At 69.8% G+C, this 19,491-nt stretch carries 20 protein-coding genes and 1 tRNA gene; 7 read left to right on the forward strand and 14 right to left on the reverse strand.

Annotated elements, in window-relative coordinates; all coding sequences use genetic code 11:
• Positions 1 to 7: 7 nt before the first annotated feature.
• The 4 genes from rpmF to P5G46_RS02355 all read right to left on the reverse strand — a co-directional run bounded on the left by rpmF (position 8) and on the right by P5G46_RS02355 (position 3,510).
• Positions 8 to 217 carry a 50S ribosomal protein L32 gene (gene rpmF / locus P5G46_RS02340; protein WP_013586329.1) on the reverse strand — a complete coding sequence of 70 codons (210 nt, stop codon included), beginning with the start codon at positions 215 to 217 and terminating at the stop codon, positions 8 to 10.
• Between the two features lie 2 nt (positions 218 to 219).
• The gene (locus P5G46_RS02345; protein ID WP_408905268.1) at positions 220 to 714 is read right to left on the reverse strand and encodes a YceD family protein; all 495 of its coding nucleotides are present in this window, start codon (positions 712 to 714) and stop codon (positions 220 to 222) included.
• A gap of 119 nt (positions 715 to 833) precedes the next feature.
• The gene (gene coaD / locus P5G46_RS02350; RefSeq protein ID WP_239274726.1) at positions 834 to 1,331 is read right to left on the reverse strand and encodes a pantetheine-phosphate adenylyltransferase; all 498 of its coding nucleotides are present in this window, start codon (positions 1,329 to 1,331) and stop codon (positions 834 to 836) included.
• 16 nt (positions 1,332 to 1,347) lie between these two features.
• On the reverse strand, positions 1,348 to 3,510 hold the full coding sequence (locus tag P5G46_RS02355; RefSeq protein ID WP_408904892.1) for an ATP-dependent DNA helicase RecG: 2,163 nt from the start codon (positions 3,508 to 3,510) through the stop codon (positions 1,348 to 1,350).
• Between the two features lie 49 nt (positions 3,511 to 3,559).
• On the opposite strand from P5G46_RS02355, the gene rsmD reads away from it, so the two are divergent.
• Entirely contained in the window at positions 3,560 to 4,123 is a 564-nt protein-coding gene (gene rsmD / locus P5G46_RS02360; RefSeq protein ID WP_239274724.1) for a 16S rRNA (guanine(966)-N(2))-methyltransferase RsmD, read from the forward strand.
• Between the two features lie 91 nt (positions 4,124 to 4,214).
• Here rsmD and thiL read toward each other — a convergent pair whose 3' ends face one another.
• Positions 4,215 to 5,207 (reverse strand): thiamine-phosphate kinase, encoded by a 993-nt coding sequence (gene thiL, locus P5G46_RS02365; protein WP_408904893.1) that lies wholly within the window; start codon positions 5,205 to 5,207, stop codon positions 4,215 to 4,217.
• A gap of 25 nt (positions 5,208 to 5,232) precedes the next feature.
• Between thiL and P5G46_RS02370 the strand changes: the two genes are divergently transcribed.
• Positions 5,233 to 5,730: a DUF3515 family protein gene (locus tag P5G46_RS02370; RefSeq protein ID WP_239274722.1), complete on the forward strand. Its 498-nt coding sequence runs from the start codon at positions 5,233 to 5,235 to the stop codon at positions 5,728 to 5,730.
• 15 nt (positions 5,731 to 5,745) lie between these two features.
• Here the strand turns inward: P5G46_RS02370 and P5G46_RS02375 are convergent, their stop codons facing one another.
• The 6 genes from P5G46_RS02375 to leuC form a co-directional block, all read right to left on the reverse strand.
• Positions 5,746 to 6,831 (reverse strand): D-alanine--D-alanine ligase family protein, encoded by a 1,086-nt coding sequence (locus P5G46_RS02375; RefSeq protein WP_239274721.1) that lies wholly within the window; start codon positions 6,829 to 6,831, stop codon positions 5,746 to 5,748.
• Positions 6,731 to 7,867, reverse strand: coding sequence for an NAD(P)H-dependent glycerol-3-phosphate dehydrogenase (locus P5G46_RS02380; protein WP_239274720.1), 1,137 nt, complete (start codon positions 7,865 to 7,867; stop codon positions 6,731 to 6,733). Before P5G46_RS02380 ends, P5G46_RS02375 begins: the two co-directional genes overlap by 101 nt.
• The gene (locus tag P5G46_RS02385) at positions 7,857 to 8,597 is read right to left on the reverse strand and encodes a lysophospholipid acyltransferase family protein (RefSeq protein WP_375095524.1); all 741 of its coding nucleotides are present in this window, start codon (positions 8,595 to 8,597) and stop codon (positions 7,857 to 7,859) included. Before P5G46_RS02385 ends, P5G46_RS02380 begins: the two co-directional genes overlap by 11 nt.
• A 3-nt stretch (positions 8,598 to 8,600) precedes the next feature.
• Positions 8,601 to 9,974, reverse strand: a complete 1,374-nt coding sequence (gene murA, locus P5G46_RS02390) for a UDP-N-acetylglucosamine 1-carboxyvinyltransferase (protein ID WP_239274718.1) — start codon at positions 9,972 to 9,974, stop codon at positions 8,601 to 8,603.
• A gap of 63 nt (positions 9,975 to 10,037) precedes the next feature.
• The gene (gene leuD, locus P5G46_RS02395; protein WP_239274717.1) at positions 10,038 to 10,634 is read right to left on the reverse strand and encodes a 3-isopropylmalate dehydratase small subunit; all 597 of its coding nucleotides are present in this window, start codon (positions 10,632 to 10,634) and stop codon (positions 10,038 to 10,040) included.
• Position 10,635: 1 nt separating this feature from the next.
• Positions 10,636 to 12,117, reverse strand: a complete 1,482-nt coding sequence (leuC, locus tag P5G46_RS02400; protein ID WP_239274716.1) for a 3-isopropylmalate dehydratase large subunit — start codon at positions 12,115 to 12,117, stop codon at positions 10,636 to 10,638.
• Between the two features lie 232 nt (positions 12,118 to 12,349).
• On the opposite strand from leuC, the gene P5G46_RS02405 reads away from it, so the two are divergent.
• A complete protein-coding gene (locus P5G46_RS02405; RefSeq protein WP_239274715.1) occupies positions 12,350 to 13,702 on the forward strand; it encodes an O-acetylhomoserine aminocarboxypropyltransferase/cysteine synthase family protein in 1,353 nt (450 codons plus the stop codon).
• Positions 13,699 to 15,012: an LLM class flavin-dependent oxidoreductase gene (locus P5G46_RS02410; protein ID WP_239274714.1), complete on the forward strand. Its 1,314-nt coding sequence runs from the start codon at positions 13,699 to 13,701 to the stop codon at positions 15,010 to 15,012. Before P5G46_RS02405 ends, P5G46_RS02410 begins: the two co-directional genes overlap by 4 nt.
• Positions 15,013 to 15,113: 101 nt before the next feature.
• On the opposite strand, the gene P5G46_RS02415 is transcribed toward P5G46_RS02410, so the two are convergent.
• On the reverse strand, positions 15,114 to 16,178 hold the full coding sequence (locus P5G46_RS02415) for a TerC family protein (protein ID WP_239274713.1): 1,065 nt from the start codon (positions 16,176 to 16,178) through the stop codon (positions 15,114 to 15,116).
• A 153-nt stretch (positions 16,179 to 16,331) separates the two neighbouring features.
• Between P5G46_RS02415 and P5G46_RS02420 the strand changes: the two genes are divergently transcribed.
• Both P5G46_RS02420 and P5G46_RS02425 read left to right on the forward strand, forming a co-directional pair.
• Positions 16,332 to 16,886: an RNA polymerase sigma factor gene (locus P5G46_RS02420; RefSeq protein ID WP_239274712.1), complete on the forward strand. Its 555-nt coding sequence runs from the start codon at positions 16,332 to 16,334 to the stop codon at positions 16,884 to 16,886.
• Positions 16,883 to 17,950 carry a DUF4349 domain-containing protein gene (locus P5G46_RS02425; RefSeq protein ID WP_408904894.1) on the forward strand — a complete coding sequence of 356 codons (1,068 nt, stop codon included), beginning with the start codon at positions 16,883 to 16,885 and terminating at the stop codon, positions 17,948 to 17,950. The genes P5G46_RS02420 and P5G46_RS02425 overlap by 4 nt, the downstream gene beginning before the upstream one ends.
• 118 nt (positions 17,951 to 18,068) lie before the next feature.
• On the opposite strand, the gene P5G46_RS02430 is transcribed toward P5G46_RS02425, so the two are convergent.
• Positions 18,069 to 18,144 (reverse strand) — tRNA-Glu (locus P5G46_RS02430).
• A 216-nt stretch (positions 18,145 to 18,360) separates the two neighbouring features.
• Between P5G46_RS02430 and P5G46_RS02435 the strand changes: the two genes are divergently transcribed.
• The gene (locus P5G46_RS02435; RefSeq protein ID WP_239274710.1) at positions 18,361 to 18,999 is read left to right on the forward strand and encodes an MBL fold metallo-hydrolase; all 639 of its coding nucleotides are present in this window, start codon (positions 18,361 to 18,363) and stop codon (positions 18,997 to 18,999) included.
• 220 nt (positions 19,000 to 19,219) lie between these two features.
• On the opposite strand, the gene P5G46_RS02440 is transcribed toward P5G46_RS02435, so the two are convergent.
• Positions 19,220 to 19,489 carry an HPr family phosphocarrier protein gene (locus tag P5G46_RS02440; protein ID WP_063257512.1) on the reverse strand — a complete coding sequence of 90 codons (270 nt, stop codon included), beginning with the start codon at positions 19,487 to 19,489 and terminating at the stop codon, positions 19,220 to 19,222.
• Between the last annotated feature and the right edge of the window lie 2 nt (positions 19,490 to 19,491).

The following is a 19,491-nucleotide window of genomic DNA, read 5'->3' on the forward strand; positions in this document are numbered from 1 at the left end:
ACGTTGATCAGACGTCGGCGACCTTGCGGCCCTTGTACTCGAGGAAGAGCTCGGTGCCCTGCGAGTCGGTGACGACCTTCGCCTGGTGGGGGCGGCTGTAGACGACCTTGCCGTTCTCGATGGTCTTGACCAGCGCGGGGGCTTCGGCCTTCCACTGCGCGCGACGCGAGCGGGTGTTGGAGCGGGAGACCTTCCGCTTCGGGGGGTTACCTGCCATGGCTAGCTCTTCTCTGTCTTGGGGGCGGCGCGGAGCGCATCGCCGTCGTCTGGGGTGTACTGCTGGAGCGCGGCCCACCGAGGATCGACAGGCGTCTGCTCCGTGTCACCGGCGCTCTCCGTCAGCTTCTCACCCGTGACCGGGTCGAGCCCGAGGCAATCCGGCTGACACACCGGCTGGAACGGAAGCGAGAGGACAATGGCATCCCGGACCAGATTTTCAAGATCCACGTGGTCGTCTTGAACTTCGAAGTCGTTCGCTTCGTCCCCAGGATACGCGAAAAGTTCCTGGAACTCGACTTCGACAGGCTCGGTGATGTCGGTGAGGCAACGGCCGCACACTCCCGTCGCCGTGGTGTCGACGGTTCCCGACACGAGAATGCCTTCGTGCACCGACTCCAGGCGCACGTCGATCTCGAGCGGTTCCGCGGCGGCGACGGACACGAGGCCCTCGCCCCACTTCTCCGGAGCGGGGATGTCGAGCTCGTGCTCGCGCATCTCGCCCGGCTTGCGCTCGATATCGCGCACGGGGAGCTGGAAGGGGCCGGGGCGGTGGGTTCTCACGGTCGTCCATGCTACCCGCGCGGCCCTGAACGGGGGCCGTGCGGAACGAGGGCTCAGAGCCCGCGCGCGCCGGTGTCGAGGAACCGAGCAACCGGGCCCGGCACGTAGGGCGAGACGTCGCCGCCGAGCGCGGCGACCTGACGCACGAGCGAGCTGGAGACAAGCGCGTGCGAAGGGTCGGGCAGGAGGAACACCGTCTCGACGTGCGCGAGGTCGCGGTTCACGATCGCCATGGGAGTCTCGTAAGCGACGTCGACCTGGGACCGGATGCCCTTGACGAGAACCTGTGCCCCCACGTCGGTGGCGTAATCGACGAGCAGGCCCATGCTCCACGCCGCGACGATGACGTCGCCCTCGATGCCCTCCTCCTGGATCGACTGCTCGAGGAGAGCCTGACGCTGGGCGATGGGCAGCATCGCCTCTTTGCCGGGATTGTGGACGACCAGCACGTGCAACTGATCGAACAGACCGGCGGCCCGGCGGATCACGTCGAGGTGCCCCCGCGTCGGAGGGTCGAAGGAACCGGGTACGACGGCGATCCGCGGACTCATATCGCCAGCCTACCGATCAGGACTTGGCGAGGGCCGCGCGCTCCTCGACGCCCACCCGACGCTCGAGAGCGGCGGCCAGACCCGGATGCCGGACGAGCGCGGGGTCGTCGGCGAGCACCGCCTCGGCGGCGGCGCGCGCCTGCACGATGAGGTCGGCGTCGGTGACCACCCGCAGGAGCCGCAAGGAGGACCGGACCCCCGACTGAGCCCCGCCGAGTACGTCGCCTTCGCCGCGCAGCTCGAGGTCGACCTCGGCGAGCTCGAAACCGTCGAGCGTCCGGGCCACAGCCTCCACCCGCGACCGCGACGACGTGCCGGGCGCCGCCTCGGTCACGAGCAGACACAGGCCGGGCAGGCCACCGCGACCCACGCGCCCTCGCAGCTGGTGCAGCTGCGAGACGCCGAAGCGGTCGGCCTCGAGGATCACCATGGTCGACGCGTTCGGCACGTCGACACCGACCTCGATGACGGTCGTGGCCACCAGGACGTCGATGTCGCCGCGCGCGAACGCCTGCATCACGGCATCCTTCTCGTCGGCGTGCATCTTGCCGTGGAGGATCTCGACCCGGATATCGGCGAAAGCGGGCAGAGTGCCGAGCAGGGCCTGCACCTGCACGACGCCCCAGCGCGTGCGTGTGTCGGCGGAATCCGCTGCGGGTTCGTCACCGACCTCGTCGCTCGTGAGCTTCTCGGCGTCGATCGCCGCGCAGACCACGAAGGCCTGGCGCGACTGCGCGACCTCTTCGGCCACCCGGTCCCACACCCGCGCGAACCACCCGGGCTTTTCGGCCAGCGGTGCCACGAAAGTCTGGATGCCGGCGCGCCCCGCGGGCATCGTGCGAATCGTGGAGACGTCCAGGTCGCCGAACACCGTCATCGCGACGGTGCGAGGAATGGGCGTCGCGGTCAGAACGAGCGTGTGCGGCGAGTCGCCCTTCGCACGGAGCGCCTCGCGCTGATCGACGCCGAAGCGGTGCTGCTCGTCGACGACGACGAATCCCAGATCGGCGAAGGTGGTCGTGGAACTCAGCAGGGCGTGCGTTCCGACGACGATCCTCGCCTGACCGGATGCCACGCGCAGCGCGGCGCGACGGCGTTCCGCAGCCGGGAGCTGCCCGGTGAGCAACGTGGGCATGAGTTCGGGCGCGAGCTGCGGGCCGAGCATCTTCGCGATCGAGCGCACGTGCTGTGCCGCCAGGACCTCGGTGGGGGCGATGAGGGCGGACTGTCCCCCGGACTCGGCGACCTGCAGCATGGCGCGCAGGGCGACGAGGGTCTTGCCCGAACCGACTTCGCCCTGAACGAGACGGTTCATGGGCCAGTCGCCCACGAGGTCGCCGGCGATGCGTGCCCCCACGCTCTGCTGATCGGGCGTCAGCTCGAACGGCAGCGCCGCGTCGAAGCGCTCGAGAAGGCCCCCCGGCGCTGCGGGTCGTCGAGTCGCCGACAGTGCGCGCACGAACTGCCGCTGTTGCAGCAACGCCGTCTGCAGCACGAACGCCTCTTGCATGCGCAGGGTCGCGACGGCGGGGGGAATCTCGTCGTCGTGGTACGGACGGTGGATGTGCTCGAGCGCGGTCCGTGCGCTCACGAGACCGTGCCGCGCGCGGAGATCGTCGGGCAGCGGGTCATCGACGCTGCCCAGAGCATCGAGGACGAGGGCGATCGTCTTCTGCACGAGGGGACTCGGCACGGAACTGGTCGCCGGGTAGATCGGGATGGGCCGCTTGGCGTTCACCTCGGCCTCGGCGCGCGCCTCTTCGAGATCGTCGAAGAGCGAGTAGTCGGGGTGGGTGAGCTGCGTCTGACGCCGGTACTCGCCCACCTTGCCCGAGAAGATGCCCCGGCGCCCGGGCGTGAGGTCTTTCAGACGCCACGACTGGTTGAAGAACGTCAGCGACAGGCGACCGTCACCGTCGCTGATGATCACCTCGAGCAGCGAGCCGCGCCGGTTCTGCATGCGCCGCTCCGTGGCGCTGACCACCTCGGCCACGATCGTGACGGGCTCGCCCAGGGGTAGCGACGCGATGGGCGTCAGCTCGCCGCGCCGGGCGTATCGGCGCGGGTAGTGCTCGAGCAGTTCGCCGACGGTCTTCATGCCGAAGGCGCGCTCGAAGGCGGCAGCCGTCTTGCCGCCCACGGCGCCGTCGAGGCGCGACGACAGCGAGAGACCGGGCATGCACCGAGTCTAGGCATCCCCCCGGACACACGGTTTGTAGGGTGAGGAGGTGACTCGCATCATCTCCGGCCGCGCGGGCGGCACGGTCCTCGACGTCCCGGCCAAGGGCACGCGGCCCACCAGCGACCGCGTGCGCGAGTCGCTGTTCGGCGCGCTGGAGTCGGCCGACCTCATCGCCGGCGCGCGCGTGCTCGACCTGTACGCGGGGTCCGGCGCGCTCGGCCTCGAGAGCCTCAGCCGGGGCGCCGACACCGCCGACCTCGTCGAACTGTCCGCGCCGGCCGCCGCCCTCATCCGGAAGAACGCCGACCGCCTGCGGTCTGCGGGTGTGGGAGGAGTGGCGCGCGTGCATCGCGCGAACGCGTCGACCTACGTCGAGGCGGCAACCGCGGAGTGGGACCTCGTGTTCCTCGACCCGCCCTACGACGCCACCGATGACGAGATCGCTCGGGTCCTCACGAGCCTCGCTCCGCGCTTGAGCCCGGACGCCGCGGTGGTCGTCGAGCGCGCCAAACGATCTCATGCCCCCGACTGGGCGGCCGCCGGCCTCGAGCCCGAGCGCGATCGCACCTACGGCGACACGACGCTCTGGTGGGGCCGACCGTCCCGCTGACCACCGTCCTGCCGCGCGCGAGTCGCCAAGTTTTGTCGCTTGCCGCGCGCGGCAGGCGACAAAACCTGGCGACTCGCGCCCTAGGGGGACGTCAGCCGCGGCCGGCGTCCCAGTCGCGATAGGGATCCCAGCCTGCGTGGCCGGTCCAGGGCCGACCGTCGACCGTGACCGCGACCTCGCCCCGCGGGTGCACGGTCCCGACACGCCGCCCGGGGGCGACGACGCCCTCGGGGAACGTCGCGAGGAAGCCGTGGTCCTCTCCCCCGCCCAGCGCGAGCGCGACGTCCTCGCCCAGCGCCCCCGCGTCGAACGCGATCGTCACCATCGACGCGTCCGCGAGGCGCGTGGCATCCAGCGCGAGACCGTCGGAGACGTCCATCATCGCCGTCGCACCGGCGTCCGCCGCCCGCAGCGCGTCGGCGATCGGAGGGCGGGGGCGCAACTGTCGATCGAGCGCGTAAGAGTCTGCGGGGTCGAGGGCCGCCCGACCCTCCGGGGTCACCGCCACCGGTGAGCCCGCGGCATCCGTGAATCGCGTGAACAGCAGATCCAGGCCCCGAGCCGCCACACCGAGCTCCCCGATGACGTGGACCGCATCCCCGGGCCGCGCCCCGGAGCGGCGCACGGGCGCGCGACCTTCCAGGCTGCCCAGGGCCGTGACGGCGATCGTCAGGGTGTCGGAGACGGTCAGGTCACCGCCCTCGACGGCGCAGCCCGGCGCGAGTTCGGCGCACGCCTGCGCGAGCCCGTCGGCGAGACCGCGCACGAACGCGATCGGGGTCTCGTCGGGCATGGCCAGCGCCACGAGCAGCGCGATGGGTCGGGCACCCATCGCCGCGACGTCGGCGAGGTTGACCGCCGCGGCCTTGTACCCCAGGTCGACCGCGGACGACCACGCGAGCCGGAAGTCCGGACCGTGCACGAGCGTGTCGGTGGTGGCGACGACCCTGCCATCGGGCACCGCCAGCACCGCGGCGTCGTCGCCAGGCCCGACGGGCGCGGTCGAGGCGGGAAGACGGTCCAGGATGCCGCGCAGCACCTGTCCCTCGGACAGGTCTCCCACGGTCGGCTCGGCGTCGGTCACTCCCCCACGCTATTAGCCTGGAGGGGTGTCCCGCTCCCGTCGTTTCTTCGCGCTGCTCGCTGTACTCGCCCTGCTTCCGGGGCTCGCCGCGTGCAGCACGACCGTGGCGATGCAGCCCGCGGAAGGCGCGAACGATCCCGCGTGCGCGCAGGTCATCTCCCGCCTGCCGCAGAGCATCTCCGGTCAGGAGCGTCGGTGGACCGACGCACAGGCCACGGGCGCGTGGGGCACCCCCGCGAGCATCCTGCTGACGTGCGGGCTCGAGGCTCCCGGCCCGTCGACGCTGCCCTGCCGTCCCTTCGACGGCGTCGACTGGCTCGTCGACGAGTCGCAGGCCGCCGAGAACCGTTACACGCTGACGACGTTCGGCCGCGAGCCCGCCGTCCAGGTCTACCTCGACTACGCCGAGGCGAGTAGCGCCGACGTCGCGCAGGCCCTGGCGCCCCTCATCCGCGACTATCTCCCGGCCACGGGACAGGTGTGCACGTCGCCCGCCGACGCGAGCCCCGCGCCGACCCCCTGACCGCGGTCCGCGACCCTAGACGCGGTCGAGCGCGGCGTCGAGCAGGTCGCTGATGAGCTCGGGATACGACAGCCCGGACGCGATCCAGCACGTCGGGAACATCGAGATCGGGGTGAAGCCGGGCATGGTGTTGACCTCGTTCACGTAGAACTCGGTGCCCGTGTAGAAGAAGTCGACGCGCGCGAGCCCTTCGCCTCCCAGCGCCTCGAAGGCGTGCGCCGCGATGCGCTGCATCTCGGACAGCTCGCCCTCGCGGAGGTCGGCGGGGCACACCAGGTCGACGCCCGGCGCGTCGAGGTACTTGGCCTCGAAGTCGTAGAACTCGCGCCCGGTGACGACGATCTCACCGGCGACGCTGACGCGCACAGGTCCGCCGTTGCGGCCCGGCAGCACACCGCACTCCAGCTCGCGACCGACGATCGCCTGCTCGACGAGGGCGAGACGGTCTTCGGCGAACGCCGTCTCGAGGGCGGCGTCCAGGTCTTCCCAGCGCGAGACCTTCGTCACGCCGACGCTCGACCCGGCCTCATTGGGCTTGACGAACACGGGCAGGTCGAGCGCGCGGATTCGCCGCTCCCACAGCTCGCGGTCACACTCGAGATCGGCGCGGGTCACGGCCACCCACGGCACCACCGGCACTCCCGCCGAGCGCAGCACCCTCTTGGTGACGTTCTTGTTCATCCCGATCGCCGACATCAGCACGCCGCCGCCCGCGTACGGGATGCCGAGGAGCTCGAGGAGCCCCTGCACCGTCCCGTCCTCACCGAAGCGCCCGTGCAGGATCGGGAGCACGACGTCGACCTCGCCGAGCGACCGCTCCCCCTCAGCATCCGTCACCGTCCACTCGCGGGATAGGACGGAGTCCGGCAGCCGCACCCGCGTGCCGTTGTCGACGACCTCGGGGAGCTTCTCGGGGCGGAGAGCGAACTTGTCGGGGTCGTCGGCCTCCAGGACGAAAGCGCCGTCACGGGTGATGCCGACGGGGATCACCCGGAAACGGTCACGGTCGATCGCCCGCAGCACCCCGCCCGCCGTGGCGGAACTGATCGAATGCTCGCTGGAGCGCCCGCCGAAGAGCACCACCACCGCCGGTCTGGTCATTCTGCGTCCTCTCGCCCTGCGGCTGGTCGTCGTCGGTCGTGAGATGGGGCGCGATGTCGCGCGGATCCATGGTGCCGTCCAGCACCATCTTCACCTGGCGCACGATCGGCATGTCGACGCCGACCTCCCGCGCCAGCTGGAGGACGGGCGCGACGGATGCCAAGCCCTCCGCCGTCTGCTGCATCTGCTTGACCACGTCCTGGTAGCCGAAGCCCTGACCGAGCAGGCGCCCGGCCGTGTTGTTGCGGCTCAACGGCGACTGGCACGTGGCGATGAGATCACCGAGGCCGGCCAGGCCCTGCAGCGTCTCGGGCTGCGCGCCCTGCGCGACGGCGAAGTCGGTCATCTCGACGAGGCCGCGCGTGATGATGGACGCCTTCGTGTTCTCTCCGTAGCCGACGCCGTCGACGATGCCGATCGCCACCGCGATGAGGTTCTTCAGCACGCCGCCGAACTCGGTTCCGATCACGTCGGTGTTGACGAACGACCGGAAGTAGCGGTTACGTGCGCGCCGGGCGACCGCTTCGGCCGTCTCGGGACTCAGCGAGCTGATCACGGCGGCCGTGGGCTGTTCGCGCGCGATCTCGAGGGCCAGGTTGGGACCGGATGCCACCGCGATGCGCGACGGATCGCACAGCAGCACCTGCTCGATGACCTGGCTCATGCGCAGGCCCGTCGACTTCTCGACGCCCTTCATGAGGGACACGATCGGAGCGCCGGTGTTCTCGACGAGCGGCTTGACGTCGGCGAGGTTCTCGCGCAACGCCTGGCTGGGGATGGAGAGGTACACCTGCTCCGCGCCGTCGAGAGCCTCGGCGAGACTCGTCGTCGCGGTCATCGTGCGAGGCAGGTTGATGCCCGAGAGGTACCGACTGTTGCGCTTGGACTCGGTGATCTCGGCGGCCAGCTCCGGCCGGCGAGCCCACATGACGACCGATGCGCCACCGTCGGCGAGGATCTTGCCGAACGTCGTGCCCCAGCTGCCGGCACCGACGACGGCGACCTTGGGTGCGGGGGCCTCGTGCTTACGACTCAAGGCGGCCCGTCTCGTTCTGCCCGTGTTGCGCGGGGTTCCAGCGCTCGGCGGGGGCCGGCAGGCCCCGCAGGCCCGACAGCATCTCGGCGAGGCGCGCCATCAGTTCATCGGTCGCGCGCGTCAGGGTCGCGGGTTGCGTTGCCGTCGCCGTGTGCGCCGAGAGATCGAGAGCCGGACCGAACTCGACGATCACCTTCGAACGACGCGGGAAGCGCAGCTTCCCGTAGCGCGGCAGGATCTGCTGCACGCCCCATTGGGCCATGGGAATGAGCGGCAGGTTGCCGCCGAGGGCGAGTCGCACGGCGCCGGTCTTGCCGCGCATCGGCCAGAGGTCCGGGTCGCGCGTGAGGGTGCCCTCGGGGTAGACGATGACCCCGCGACCGTCGCGGGCGATGTCCTGCGCCGCCGTGATCGACTGGGTGGCGCTCGTCGAGGTGCGCGGCACGGGGACCATGCCGGTGGCACGCAGCGCCGCCCCGAGCACGGGAACCTTGAACAGGCTCTCCTTCGCCATGAAGCGCGGCGCGCGCCCGGCCCGCCACACGGCCACCGCGACGACGAGCGGGTCGAACTCGGAGTTGTGATTGGGCGCCAGCACGTAGGCCCCCTCGCGAGGAAGGTTCTCGACGCCCCGCAGCTCGATGCGGGCGAACACGCCGACCAGCGGCACCACGACCGCCGCGAGGGGCCAGAAGGCGCTCGGCCGGCTCTTCTCGGGAGAGGCGGCCACCGCTCAGCCCACGACGTCGAAGTCGGCGTCGAGAGCGGTGAGCTTCTCGAGGAACTTCTCGTACCCGCGGCGGATGATGCCGATGTTGCGCACCGTCGACTCGCCCTCGGCCGCCAGAGCCGCGATCACGTAGCTGTAGCCACCGCGCAGGTCGGGCACCTCGACGTCCGCGCCGTGCAGCGGCGTGGGACCGTTGATGACAGCCGCCTGCTCGAGGTCGCGACGCGGCACTCGGCGATCGGGGCTCGCGATGCCCTTGGGGTGCACGACGATGTCGGCCCCCATCTTGTTCAGGGCTTGCGTGAATCCGAGGCGGTTCTCGTAGACCGTCTCGTGCACGACCGAGGTGCCCGGTGCCTGGGTGAGCGCCACGATGAGGGGCTGCTGCCAGTCGGTCATGAATCCGGGGTGCACGTCGGTCTCGACCATGACGGGCTTGAGCGCATCCCCACGGCGGAAGAGGATGCCGTCCTCACGGACGTCGAACCATCCCCCGGCCTTGCGGAACACGTTGAGGAAGGTCAGCATGTCCTGCTGCCGGGCGCCCTTGGCGAAGATCTCGCCATCGGTGGCCAGCGCCGCGCACGCCCACGAGGCGGCCTCGTTGCGGTCGAAGATCGCGCGGTGGTCGTAGCCGACCAGACGGTCGACGCCTTCGATGAAGATCACGCGGTTGGGCTCGTACGAGATGATCGCGCCCATCTTCTGAAGGACGGCGATGAGATCCATGATCTCGGGCTCGATCGCGGCGTTGCGCAGCTCGGTGACGCCCTTCGCGCGCACGGCCGTCAGCAGCACCTGCTCGGTCGCCCCGACGCTCGGGTAGGGCAGCGTGATGTTCGCCCCGTGCAGACCGTTGGGCGCCGTGATGCGGATGCCCTCGTAGCTCTTGTCGACGACGGCGCCGAAGGCGCGCAGCGCATCCATGTGGAAGTTGATCGGGCGGTCGCCGATGCGGCATCCGCCCAGGTCGGGGATGAGCGCTTCACCGAGAAGGTGCAGGAGCGGCCCGCAGAAGAGGATCGGGATGCGCGAAGCGCCGGCGTGCGCGTCGATCTCCTCGAAGTGCGCCGCGACCGCGCCGGACGGGTCGAGGTGGAGGGTGCCCTCCTCCTCGCCCTCGGTGACGGTGACGCCGTGCACCTCGAGGAGGGACCGCACGACCTTGACGTCGCTGATGCTGGGGACGTCGCGCAGCGTGCTGGTGGTCTCGCCGAGGAGGGCCGCCACCATCGCCTTGGTGACGAGGTTCTTCGCCCCCTTGACCTCGACCGTTCCGCGCAACGGGCGTCCGCCGCGGATCGACAGCGTCTCGGCCGCCTCCCAGTCCGGCTGTCCGGGGAATCGGTCTCCGGAATCGGTGACGAGTGTGCTCATAGGGGGGTGGACCTCACTTCGTGGACGAGGGGCGGCGGAGCGGCCCGATCGGGCCGGCCGGGCTTAGCGGACCGGGAGGGTCCGCGGCCGCCATGCCTCGCGGCGCGCCTCGAACTGCGCGATCTTGTCTTCGTCGCGCAGAGTGAGCCCGATGTCGTCGAGCCCTTCGAGAAGCCGCCACCTAGTGTAATCGTCGATCTCGAACGAAACCCGGAGGTCGCCGAGCGTCGCCGTCTTGGCATCCAGGTCAACCGTCATCGCGACCCCGGGATTACTTTCGACCGCGGCCCAGATGCGCTCGACGTCGTCCTCGGTGATGACGCCCGTCACCAGGCCCTGCTTGCCCGAGTTGCCGCGGAAGATGTCGGCGAACTTCGGGCTCAGGACGACCTTGAACCCGTAATCCCGCAGCGCCCAGACGGCGTGCTCACGGCTGGAGCCGGTACCGAAGTCCGGGCCGGCGACGAGGATCGACGCGGCGCGGAAGGCCTCTTGGTTCAGGACGAAGTCGGGGTCCTGACGCCAGTTGGCGAAGAGCGCATCCTCGAACCCGGTCTTGGTCACGCGCTTGAGGTAGACGGCGGGGATGATCTGGTCGGTATCGACCGCCGACCGCTTCAGCGGGGCGACGACGCCGGTGTGCGTGGTGAACTTCTCCATGTCAGGCCTCCGCCCCGGTCGCGACGGTCTCGGCGGGCAGCGGATCGAGGTCCGCGGGGCTGGACAGCGTCCCTCGGACCGCGGTCGCGGCGGCCACCAACGGAGAGACGAGGTGCGTTCGCCCGCCCTTGCCCTGCCGGCCCTCGAAGTTGCGGTTCGACGTCGAGGCGCACCGCTCCCCCGGCGCCAGCTGGTCGGGGTTCATCCCGAGGCACATCGAGCACCCCGCGAAACGCCACTCCGCGCCGAACTCGGTGAACACCTTGTCCAGCCCCTCGGCCTCGGCCTCGAGTCGGACGCGCGCGGACCCGGGCACGACCATGACGCGGACGTTCTCGGCCTTCGAACGACCGCGGATGACGGAGGCGAAAGCGCGAAGGTCTTCGATGCGGCTGTTGGTGCACGATCCCATGAAGACGGCATCCACCGGGATGTCCTTCATCGGCGTCCCCGGCCGCAGGTCCATGTACTCCAGAGCCCGCTCGGCGGCGGCACGCTCGTTCGCGTCGCTGATCTCGGACGGGGTCGGCACGACGTCGGAGAGCGAAACGCCCTGACCCGGGTTGGTGCCCCACGTGACGAAAGGTTCGAGCTCGTCGGCATCCAGGAACACTTCCGCGTCGTACACGGCGCCTTCGTCGCTGGGCAGCGTCCGCCAGTAGGCGACGGCGTCGTCCCAGTCCTGCCCCTGGGGCGCGTGCGGGCGGCCCTTCAGGTACTCGAACGTGGTGTTATCGGGCGCGACCATGCCCGCGCGGGCACCGGCCTCGATCGACATGTTGCACATCGTCATCCGGCCCTCCATCGAGAGGGATCGGATGGCGCTGCCGCGGTACTCGAGCACATAGCCCTGACCGCCGTTCGTGCCGATCTTGGCGATGACGGCCAGGATGATGTCTTTCGCGGTCACGCCGGGCTTCAACTCGCCCTCAACGGTGATCGCCATCGTCTTGAAGGGCTTGAGCGGCAGCGTCTGCGTTGCCAGGACGTGCTCGACCTCGCTGGTGCCGATGCCGAAGGCCATCGCGCCGAAAGCGCCGTGCGTGGAGGTGTGGGAGTCGCCGCAGACCACCGTGATGCCGGGCATCGTGAGACCGAGCTGAGGACCGACGACGTGCACGATCCCCTGCTCCTTGTCACCAAGCGAGTGGATGCGGACGCCGAACTCCTCGGCGTTGCGGCGCAACGTCTCGATCTGCGTGCGGCTGGTGAGATCGGCGATCGGCTTGTCGATGTCGAGCGTCGGGGTGTTGTGGTCCTCCGTCGCAATGGTGAGGTCGAGACGGCGGACGGGACGCCCCTCGGCACGCAGGCCGTCGAACGCCTGCGGGCTCGTGACCTCGTGCACCAGGTGGAGGTCGATGTAGATGAGGTCGGGCTGACCGTCTTCGCCCTTGACCACCAGGTGGTCGTCCCAGACCTTCTCGGCCAGGGTGCGGGGACGATCCGGAACGTGGATGCCGTCCATCGATGTCGTGCTCATGAGACTTGCGTTTCTCCTCGGATGGGATGTGAGGCCCGCGACGAACTCCGCGACGAGAAAGGCCTAGAACAAGGTCTCGTCGCGGCCGCTAAGGAGGAGGCCGACGATCCGCACGTCGCCACGATACCACCGGGCCGCCGACACCCTCCCGCGTAACACGACGCCGCACATTTGGGCGGGAGGGCCACCCCCGTGCGAGCCTGTCGCCACGCCGACGAAAGGAGAGTGCCGCATGGGCGCGCAGGAAGACGCCGGATTCTCGACCCGGCAGGTGCACGTGGGCGCGTCGACCGCGACCGCCTCGCCGCGAGCGACGCCCATCTACCTGACCGCAGGCTTCACTTTCTCGGATCTCGACGAGTCGGCCGCGCACTTCGCCACCGGCAGCGGGTTCGGCTACAGCCGGACCGGCAACCCCACGGTGCACGCGGTCGAGGAGAGGATCGCGTCGCTCGAAGGCGGCGACCAGGCGATCCTCGTCTCGAGCGGGCAAGCGGCCGTCACCGTGGCGCTCCTGGGTCTCGCCGGAGCCGGTGACCACCTCGTGGTCTCGGAACACATCTACGAGGGCACACGGGGACTGCTCCTGGACAACCTCGCCCGCCTGGGCATCGAGACGACCTTCGTCGACACGTCCGACCTCGACGCGTGGCGAGACGCCATCACCCCGCGCACGAAAGCGCTCTTCGCCGAGACCCTCTCCAACGCCCGCAACGACGTCCTGGACGTCGCCGCGGTGTCCGCGATCGGTGCCGAGCGCGGCATCCCACTGGTCGTGGACAGCACGTTCACCACCCCGTATCTCCTCCGCCCGCTCGAGCACGGTGCGGCGGTCGTCGTGCATTCCGCGAGCAAGTTCCTCGCCGGGCAGGGTGCTGTCCTGGGCGGCGTGATCATCGACGACGGGCGTTTCGACGCCGCCGCCTCCGGTCACCTCTTTCCGCACCTCGCCCACAGCGACCGCCTGGGCGGGCCGAGCTACGCCGAGAAGTACGGTCGCCGCGCGCGCGGGCAGTACCTGCGTGAAAGCGTCGCGCCGCGCTTCGGTCCGTCCCCCTCGCCGCTCAACGCCTTCCTCATCGGGCAGGGCGTCGAGACCCTCAGCCTGCGCATGGAGCGGCAGTCGGCCAACGCGCTCGCGGTCGCGCGCTGGCTCGAGGCCCGCCCCGAGGTCGAGCGGGTCGATTACGTCGGTCTCCCCTCGCATCCGCACCACGCGCTCGGACGCCGCTACCTCACGCGCGGCAGTGGGTCGGTGTTCACCGTGACGCTCCGCGGCGGGCTCGATGCGGCACGACACGTCGTGCAGTCGGTGCGGCTCATCACGCACATGACGCACCTCGGTGACGTCCGCTCCCTCATCCTCCACCCGCAGAGCACGAGCCACTCCGGCCGGACCGTGGCCGAGCGCGAACTCGCGGGGGTCTTCCCGGGCACTGTGCGTCTGTCCATCGGGATCGAAGACGTCGACGACCTCGTGGCCGACCTCGACCAGGCCCTCGACAGCGTGGCATCCGTCGCCACCGGCGGTCGGCGAACGGATGCCGGCACCCGGGGCTCCGAGCGAGAGGTGGTCGTACTGTGACGCGCCCGCAGCACTTCGGGTGGTTCCTCGCGCGCGGGTTCGGACCGCACGGCTGGGGTCACCCCTACCTGCGGTGGAACCACCGCTGGACAGAGCCCGGGCTCTACCAGGACTCCGCGCGGACCCTCGAACAGGCGGGCTTCGACCTGCTCATCATCGAGGACGCGCCTTCGCTCGGCAGCGCCGAGACGATCGACCTGCGGGTGCGGCACGCGTTCGGCGGGCCCAAGCACGATCCGCTCCTGCTCGCCCCCTACCTCTTCGCCGCGACCCGGCACCTCGGCGTCGTGCCCACCGTCAACCCGGCGGCCTACCTCCCCTACACCGCGGCTCGGCAGTTCGCGACGCTGCAGCACCTGAGCGGTCACCGGCTGGGTCTCAACGTCGTCACCGACACCGGCAGCGCGAGGCACTTCTCGACCGCGCCTCAGCTCGGACACGACGCCGCGTACGACCGCGCCGAGGAGTGGGTGGACGGTCTGCGCTCGCTGTGGCGCAGCTGGGGCGACGGTGCGCTCGTCGAGGACGAAGAGACCGGCGTGTACGCCGACGGAAACCTCCTGACTGCGACGTCGCACCGCGGCGAGTACTTCGGATTCGACGGCCCCCTCAACGCGGTGCCCTTCACCGACGGGGAACCGGCGATCGTCTCGCCCGGGGGATCCGGTCGCGGCCTCGCCTTCGCGGGGCGGAACTCGGACGTGCAACTGGCTCTCGCGCCGCTCGACGAGCAGAGCATCCGCGCCTACCGGCGGCGCATCCACGCCGCCGCCGAGGCAGCCGGACGCGCACCGAGCGACGTGAAGATCCTCTTCGCCATCCAGCCCGTGCTCGTCTCATCGCCGGAGGAAGCCGATCGGCTCGTGGCCGCATCGGCCCATCCCGACGACGCCGCGTTGCTGACCATCGCCTGCAAGCAATCGAGCGACCTCGAGACCGATCTCACCGGTCTCGACCTCGATCGCCCGCTGGATCGTGCGATCTTCGGCGAACACGTGTCGGAAGGGAGCATTCGCCGCCTCGTCGGAAAGCACGAGCCGGACGCTCCCCTGCGCGCAATCCTGGCATCCCACGCGCGTCTGGGACGACTGACCGACGGTTCCGGTTTCGTCGGCACGGCGAGCGAGTTCGCCGACCGCATCGAGGAGCTCGGCGAGTGGGGCAACGACGGGGTGCTCTTGTGGGGCGACCTGCACCCGGTTACGGTGCACCGGCTGCTCGACGATCTCGTGCCGATCCTCCGCCGCCGTGGCATCCTGCGCGAGGAGTACGTCGACGGCGGACTCGGAGCGAACCTCCGCGCGTTCTGACCGCCGGCGCACCTCGCTCCACAGGTGGTGCATGTCCCACTTTGTGCAAATCTCGACGCCGCATCCTGCACAAAGTGGGACACGGATGCCGGGCGCAGACGTCAATCGCGTCGAGGCTGCTCCACCGTCGGCGGGGTTCCCTTCTCGTCGGCGACCTGTGCGGCCGCATCCTGCGGTCCCGCGGTGGAGGGTTCACGACGCGACGCGACGAGGCTCGCGATCGTCGCGACGGCCATCGACAGCACGATGACGGCGAGGGAGACCCACGTCGAGATCTCGGGCGCCCACTCGATCGGCTCTCCGCCGTTGAGGAAGGGCAGCTCGTTGACGTGCATCGCGTGGAGGATGAGCTTCACGCCGATGAACGCGAGGATGAAGGCGATGCCGTAGTGCAGGTAGCGCAGACGCTCCAGCAGATCGCCGAGCAGGAAGTACAGCTGCCGCAGTCCCATGAGGGCGAAGAGGTTGGCGGTGAAGACGATGAACGGGCTCTGCGTGATGCCGAAGATGGCCGGGATCGAGTCGATCGCGAAGAGGAGGTCGGTCACACCGATCGCCGCGAAGACGATGATCATGGGCGTGAACACGCGCTTGCCGTCGATGCGGGTCAGCACCTTCTTGCCGTCGTAGGAGTCGCTGATGGGCAGCACGCGGCGCAGCATCCGGACGATGAAGCTCTCTTTGCGTTCGTCATCGTCGTGATCGTCGCCGGGGAAGGCCTGGCGGACGGCCGTGTAGATGAGGAATGCGCCGAAGACGTAGAAGATCGGACTGAAGTTCTCGATGATCGTCGCGCCCACGAGGATGAACGCACCGCGCAGGACCAGGGCGATGATGATGCCCACCATCAGCACTTCCTGCTGGTAGCGGCGCGGCACGGCGAACTGCCCCATGATCAGGACGAACACGAACAGGTTGTCGATCGACAGGCTGTACTCGGTGAGCCACCCGGCGACGAACTGCCCCGCGACCTCTCCCCCGGCGGCGGCCCACAGGACCCCGGCGAAGATCAACGCGAGAGTGACGTAGAAGACCACCCACAGGGTCGATTCCTTGGGCGAGGGGATGTGGGGGCGCTTGAGGATGAGGAGAAGATCCGCGGCGAGGATCAGCACCAGCACCACCAGGGTCACCGTCTGGAACACCGGGTCCAGCTGCAGCTCCATGAGGGCCTTTCGTCGGGGGAAACGCTGAAGTCTATCGACCTCGGCCCCGCGCCGGGGTCATCGGACGGAACACGCGTGAGACGATGCCGCACGCGCGGACACCTCTAGGTGAGAGAGTGCTCGCACGGGTACCGGACAGAGGGAACGGATGCCATGACCGACGACGTGATCGACGACAGGGCGCTGGTCGCGCGCGCCGCCGGCGGGTCGGAGGCGGCGTTCCGGTCGCTCTATCGCGCGTACGTGCGCCCGGTCTATTGGATCGCCTACGGCCTGGTGCACGACGAGGCCGATGCGGAGGACGTCGCGCAAGAGACGTTCGTCGTCGCGTGGCGGAAGCTTCCGAAGCTGACGCTCGAGGGGACGTCGCTCCTGCCCTGGCTGGCGACCGTGTGCCGACTGCAGGCGCAGAATCGCCTGCGGTCCCGCCACCGCCGCGGGACGACCGCGGAACTCGACGAACGGATCCCCGCGCTCGTCGACGTCGAGAACCAGGTCGTCGAGGCCGAGACCGTGGCAACGATCCTCGCGACCGTCGACGGTCTCGGCGAGCTCGACCGCGAGATCTTCCGGCTGTGCGCCGCCGAGGGCTACGGCTACCAGGCCGCCGCCGACTCCCTCGGCGTCTCGCACGGCACCGTGCGCAACCGCCTCTCCCGCATCCGTTCCCGGGTGCGCGCCACCGCGATGGAGACGGAGACCCCATGACCACGCCCACCCTTCCCTCTCTGCGCGACGACCGCGTGGATGCCATCGAGTCCGCGGTCTTCGCACGCATCGCCGACGAGCGCGTCACCCGGCGTCGACGCCGGCGCGGCGTATGGACGGGCATCGGGGCCGCCGCGGCCGTGCTCGTCGTGGCCGCCGTCATCGGTCCGGCGCTTTCGACACCGACCGGCACATCCGGATCGAGCATCTCCGGCGTCACTGAAGCCGGCGGTGCCGTCGACCCCGGCTTCGGTGTCGACACCCCCGACGAGGGACTCCGCGACGTCAGCGGTCAGGCCCTCCCGGAGATGTCGGCCGGAGGCGCTGCGGACTCCTCGACCGCGACCCAGGCCGGGCGCGACATCATCGCCACCGGTTCCAGCACGATCGAGGTCGACGACGTCCGCGCCGCAATCGACCGCGTGTCGGATGCCGCGGCCGCGGCGGGCGGCTACGTCGAGTCGTCGCAGGTCGGGGGCGGCGGGGGTGTCGTTCCCCTGGACGGTGCGACGCCGGAATCGACCACGGCGTCCTCGGGATGGATCACGGTCCGCGTGCCGGCCGACGCTCTCGCCTCGGTCATGGACGGCCTCTCGGAGGTCGGCGAGGTCACCGCGACAAGCGTGACGCGCTCGGATGTCACCGAGCAGACGGTCGACCTGAGAGCCCGTGTGGCCGCCGGCGAGGCATCCGTCGCCCGGCTCACCGAGCTGATGACGCAAGCCGGGTCGGTGGCCGACCTCATCGCGGCCGAGAGCGCGCTCGCCGACCGGCAGGCGCAGCTGGACTCCGACCGGCAGGTGCTGCAGTCGCTCGAGTCACAGGTGGCGATGTCGTCGCTCAGCGTTCAGCTGAACGTCCGGTCAGAGACCGTTGTCGCCGATCCGGCGGGCTTCGGCGACGGCCTCGTCGCCGGGTGGAACGGCCTGATCGCCACGCTGAACGGCGTCGTCATCGGCCTGGGCTTCCTGCTGCCGTGGATCGCCGTGGCGGGTGTTCTGCTGCTGATCGTGTGGGGCGTTCGACGCATCGTGCGTGCACGTCGGGGGGCGCACGAGGCGTAGGGCGGTGGTGCTGCCGAGACCGCACGGGCGCGGCGCTGCTTCGCCCTTCGGCTCTCCGCTGAACGGCCCCGCCAGAACGAGAAGAAGCCCCGACCATTCGGTCGAGGCTTCTTCTCGTTGGTGACCCCAGCGGGATTCGAACCCGCGTTACCGCCGTGAGAGGGCGGCGTACTAGGCCGCTATACGATGGGGCCGCGTCGCAACCGTTCAAGTATGCACTACGGATGCCGCGCACGACAAATCGGGCCGCGAATGACTCGCAGCCCGGGCGTGTCCCGCCCACGGTACCGCGCGAGGGCCCTAGGGGGAAGATCCCGGGCGAATCCCACACCGCTCGTTCACCCGTGGCATCCCGAGCGCCTCGCGTCCAGCGGTTGCACGCTCCCCTACCGGAGGGTTGACTCGCACCCATGCAGGTCACCAAACACGAACACGCGGCTCTGGTGCTCACCGAGGCCGGTCATTCCCTGGTCATCGACCCCGGCACCTTCACCTCGCCGCTGGAAGATCTCACCGGCCTCGTCGGCGTCGTCATCACGCACGAGCACCCCGACCACTGGACGCCCGAGCATCTCACCCGCGTGCAGAAGGCGCACCCGGGCCTGCCGATCTACGGCCCCGAGGGTGTTCGTAAAGCCGCGGCGGGATTCGATGTCACCGCGGTCCACCCGGGCGACACTCTCGACCTCGGACCCTTCCACCTCGAGTTCTTCGGCGGACGGCACGAGGTGATCCACGAGTCCATCCCGGTGGTCGACAACGTCGGCGTCCTGGTCAACGATGCGTTCTTCTACCCCGGCGACTCCTACACGGTCCCGAAGCACACCTCCGTCAAGCTCCTCGCCGCTCCCGTCGGAGCGCCCTGGCTGAGGATCGCCGACGCGATGGACTACGTGCTGGCGGTCAAGCCGGAGCGCGCCTTCGCCACACACGACATGACCCTGTCGGTTGCCGGCAAGCAGATGGGCGACGCCCGCCTCACCTGGGCCGTCGAGCAGAACGGTGGATCCTTCGTCGACCTCGGCCCCGGCGACTCCACCGAGGTCTGACCCCGCCGTTCGGCGGCACCGGGGCGGAGGCCGCCCCACAACTCCGGCAGAACCGGAACGCCGTCCCCCACAGGGCCCATAGTGGGCGATCCCGCAGGAGTTGTGCCGGCCCAGCCCGACGGTCACTGACCGCCGCACACGCTGCCTCGGCAAGAGAACAAAACACCGGATGCCACGAGCCCTACGGCCCGTGGCATCCGGTGTTCTGCGGAGATACGGCTTACTGCGCGTCGAGGTCCGTCTCGAGGAGCGCGACGAGCTCGTCGAGCGCCTGCTCGGCACCCTCGCCCTCGGCCTTCAGCGTCACGACCGTGCCGTGACCGGCGCCGAGACCCATCAGCGAGAGGATGCTGCCCGCGTTGAGGTCGGGGCCGCCCGCGGCCGAAATGGTAACGGGCACCTTCTTCTCCTGCACGGCCTGCACGAAGAGCTTCGCGGGGCGGGCGTGCAGACCCGAGCTGCTGGCGATGGTGGCCTGACGTTCTGCCATGG

The organism is Microbacterium mcarthurae (assembly GCF_046064585.1).
Classification (GTDB): Bacteria; Actinomycetota; Actinomycetes; order Actinomycetales; family Microbacteriaceae; genus Microbacterium; species Microbacterium mcarthurae.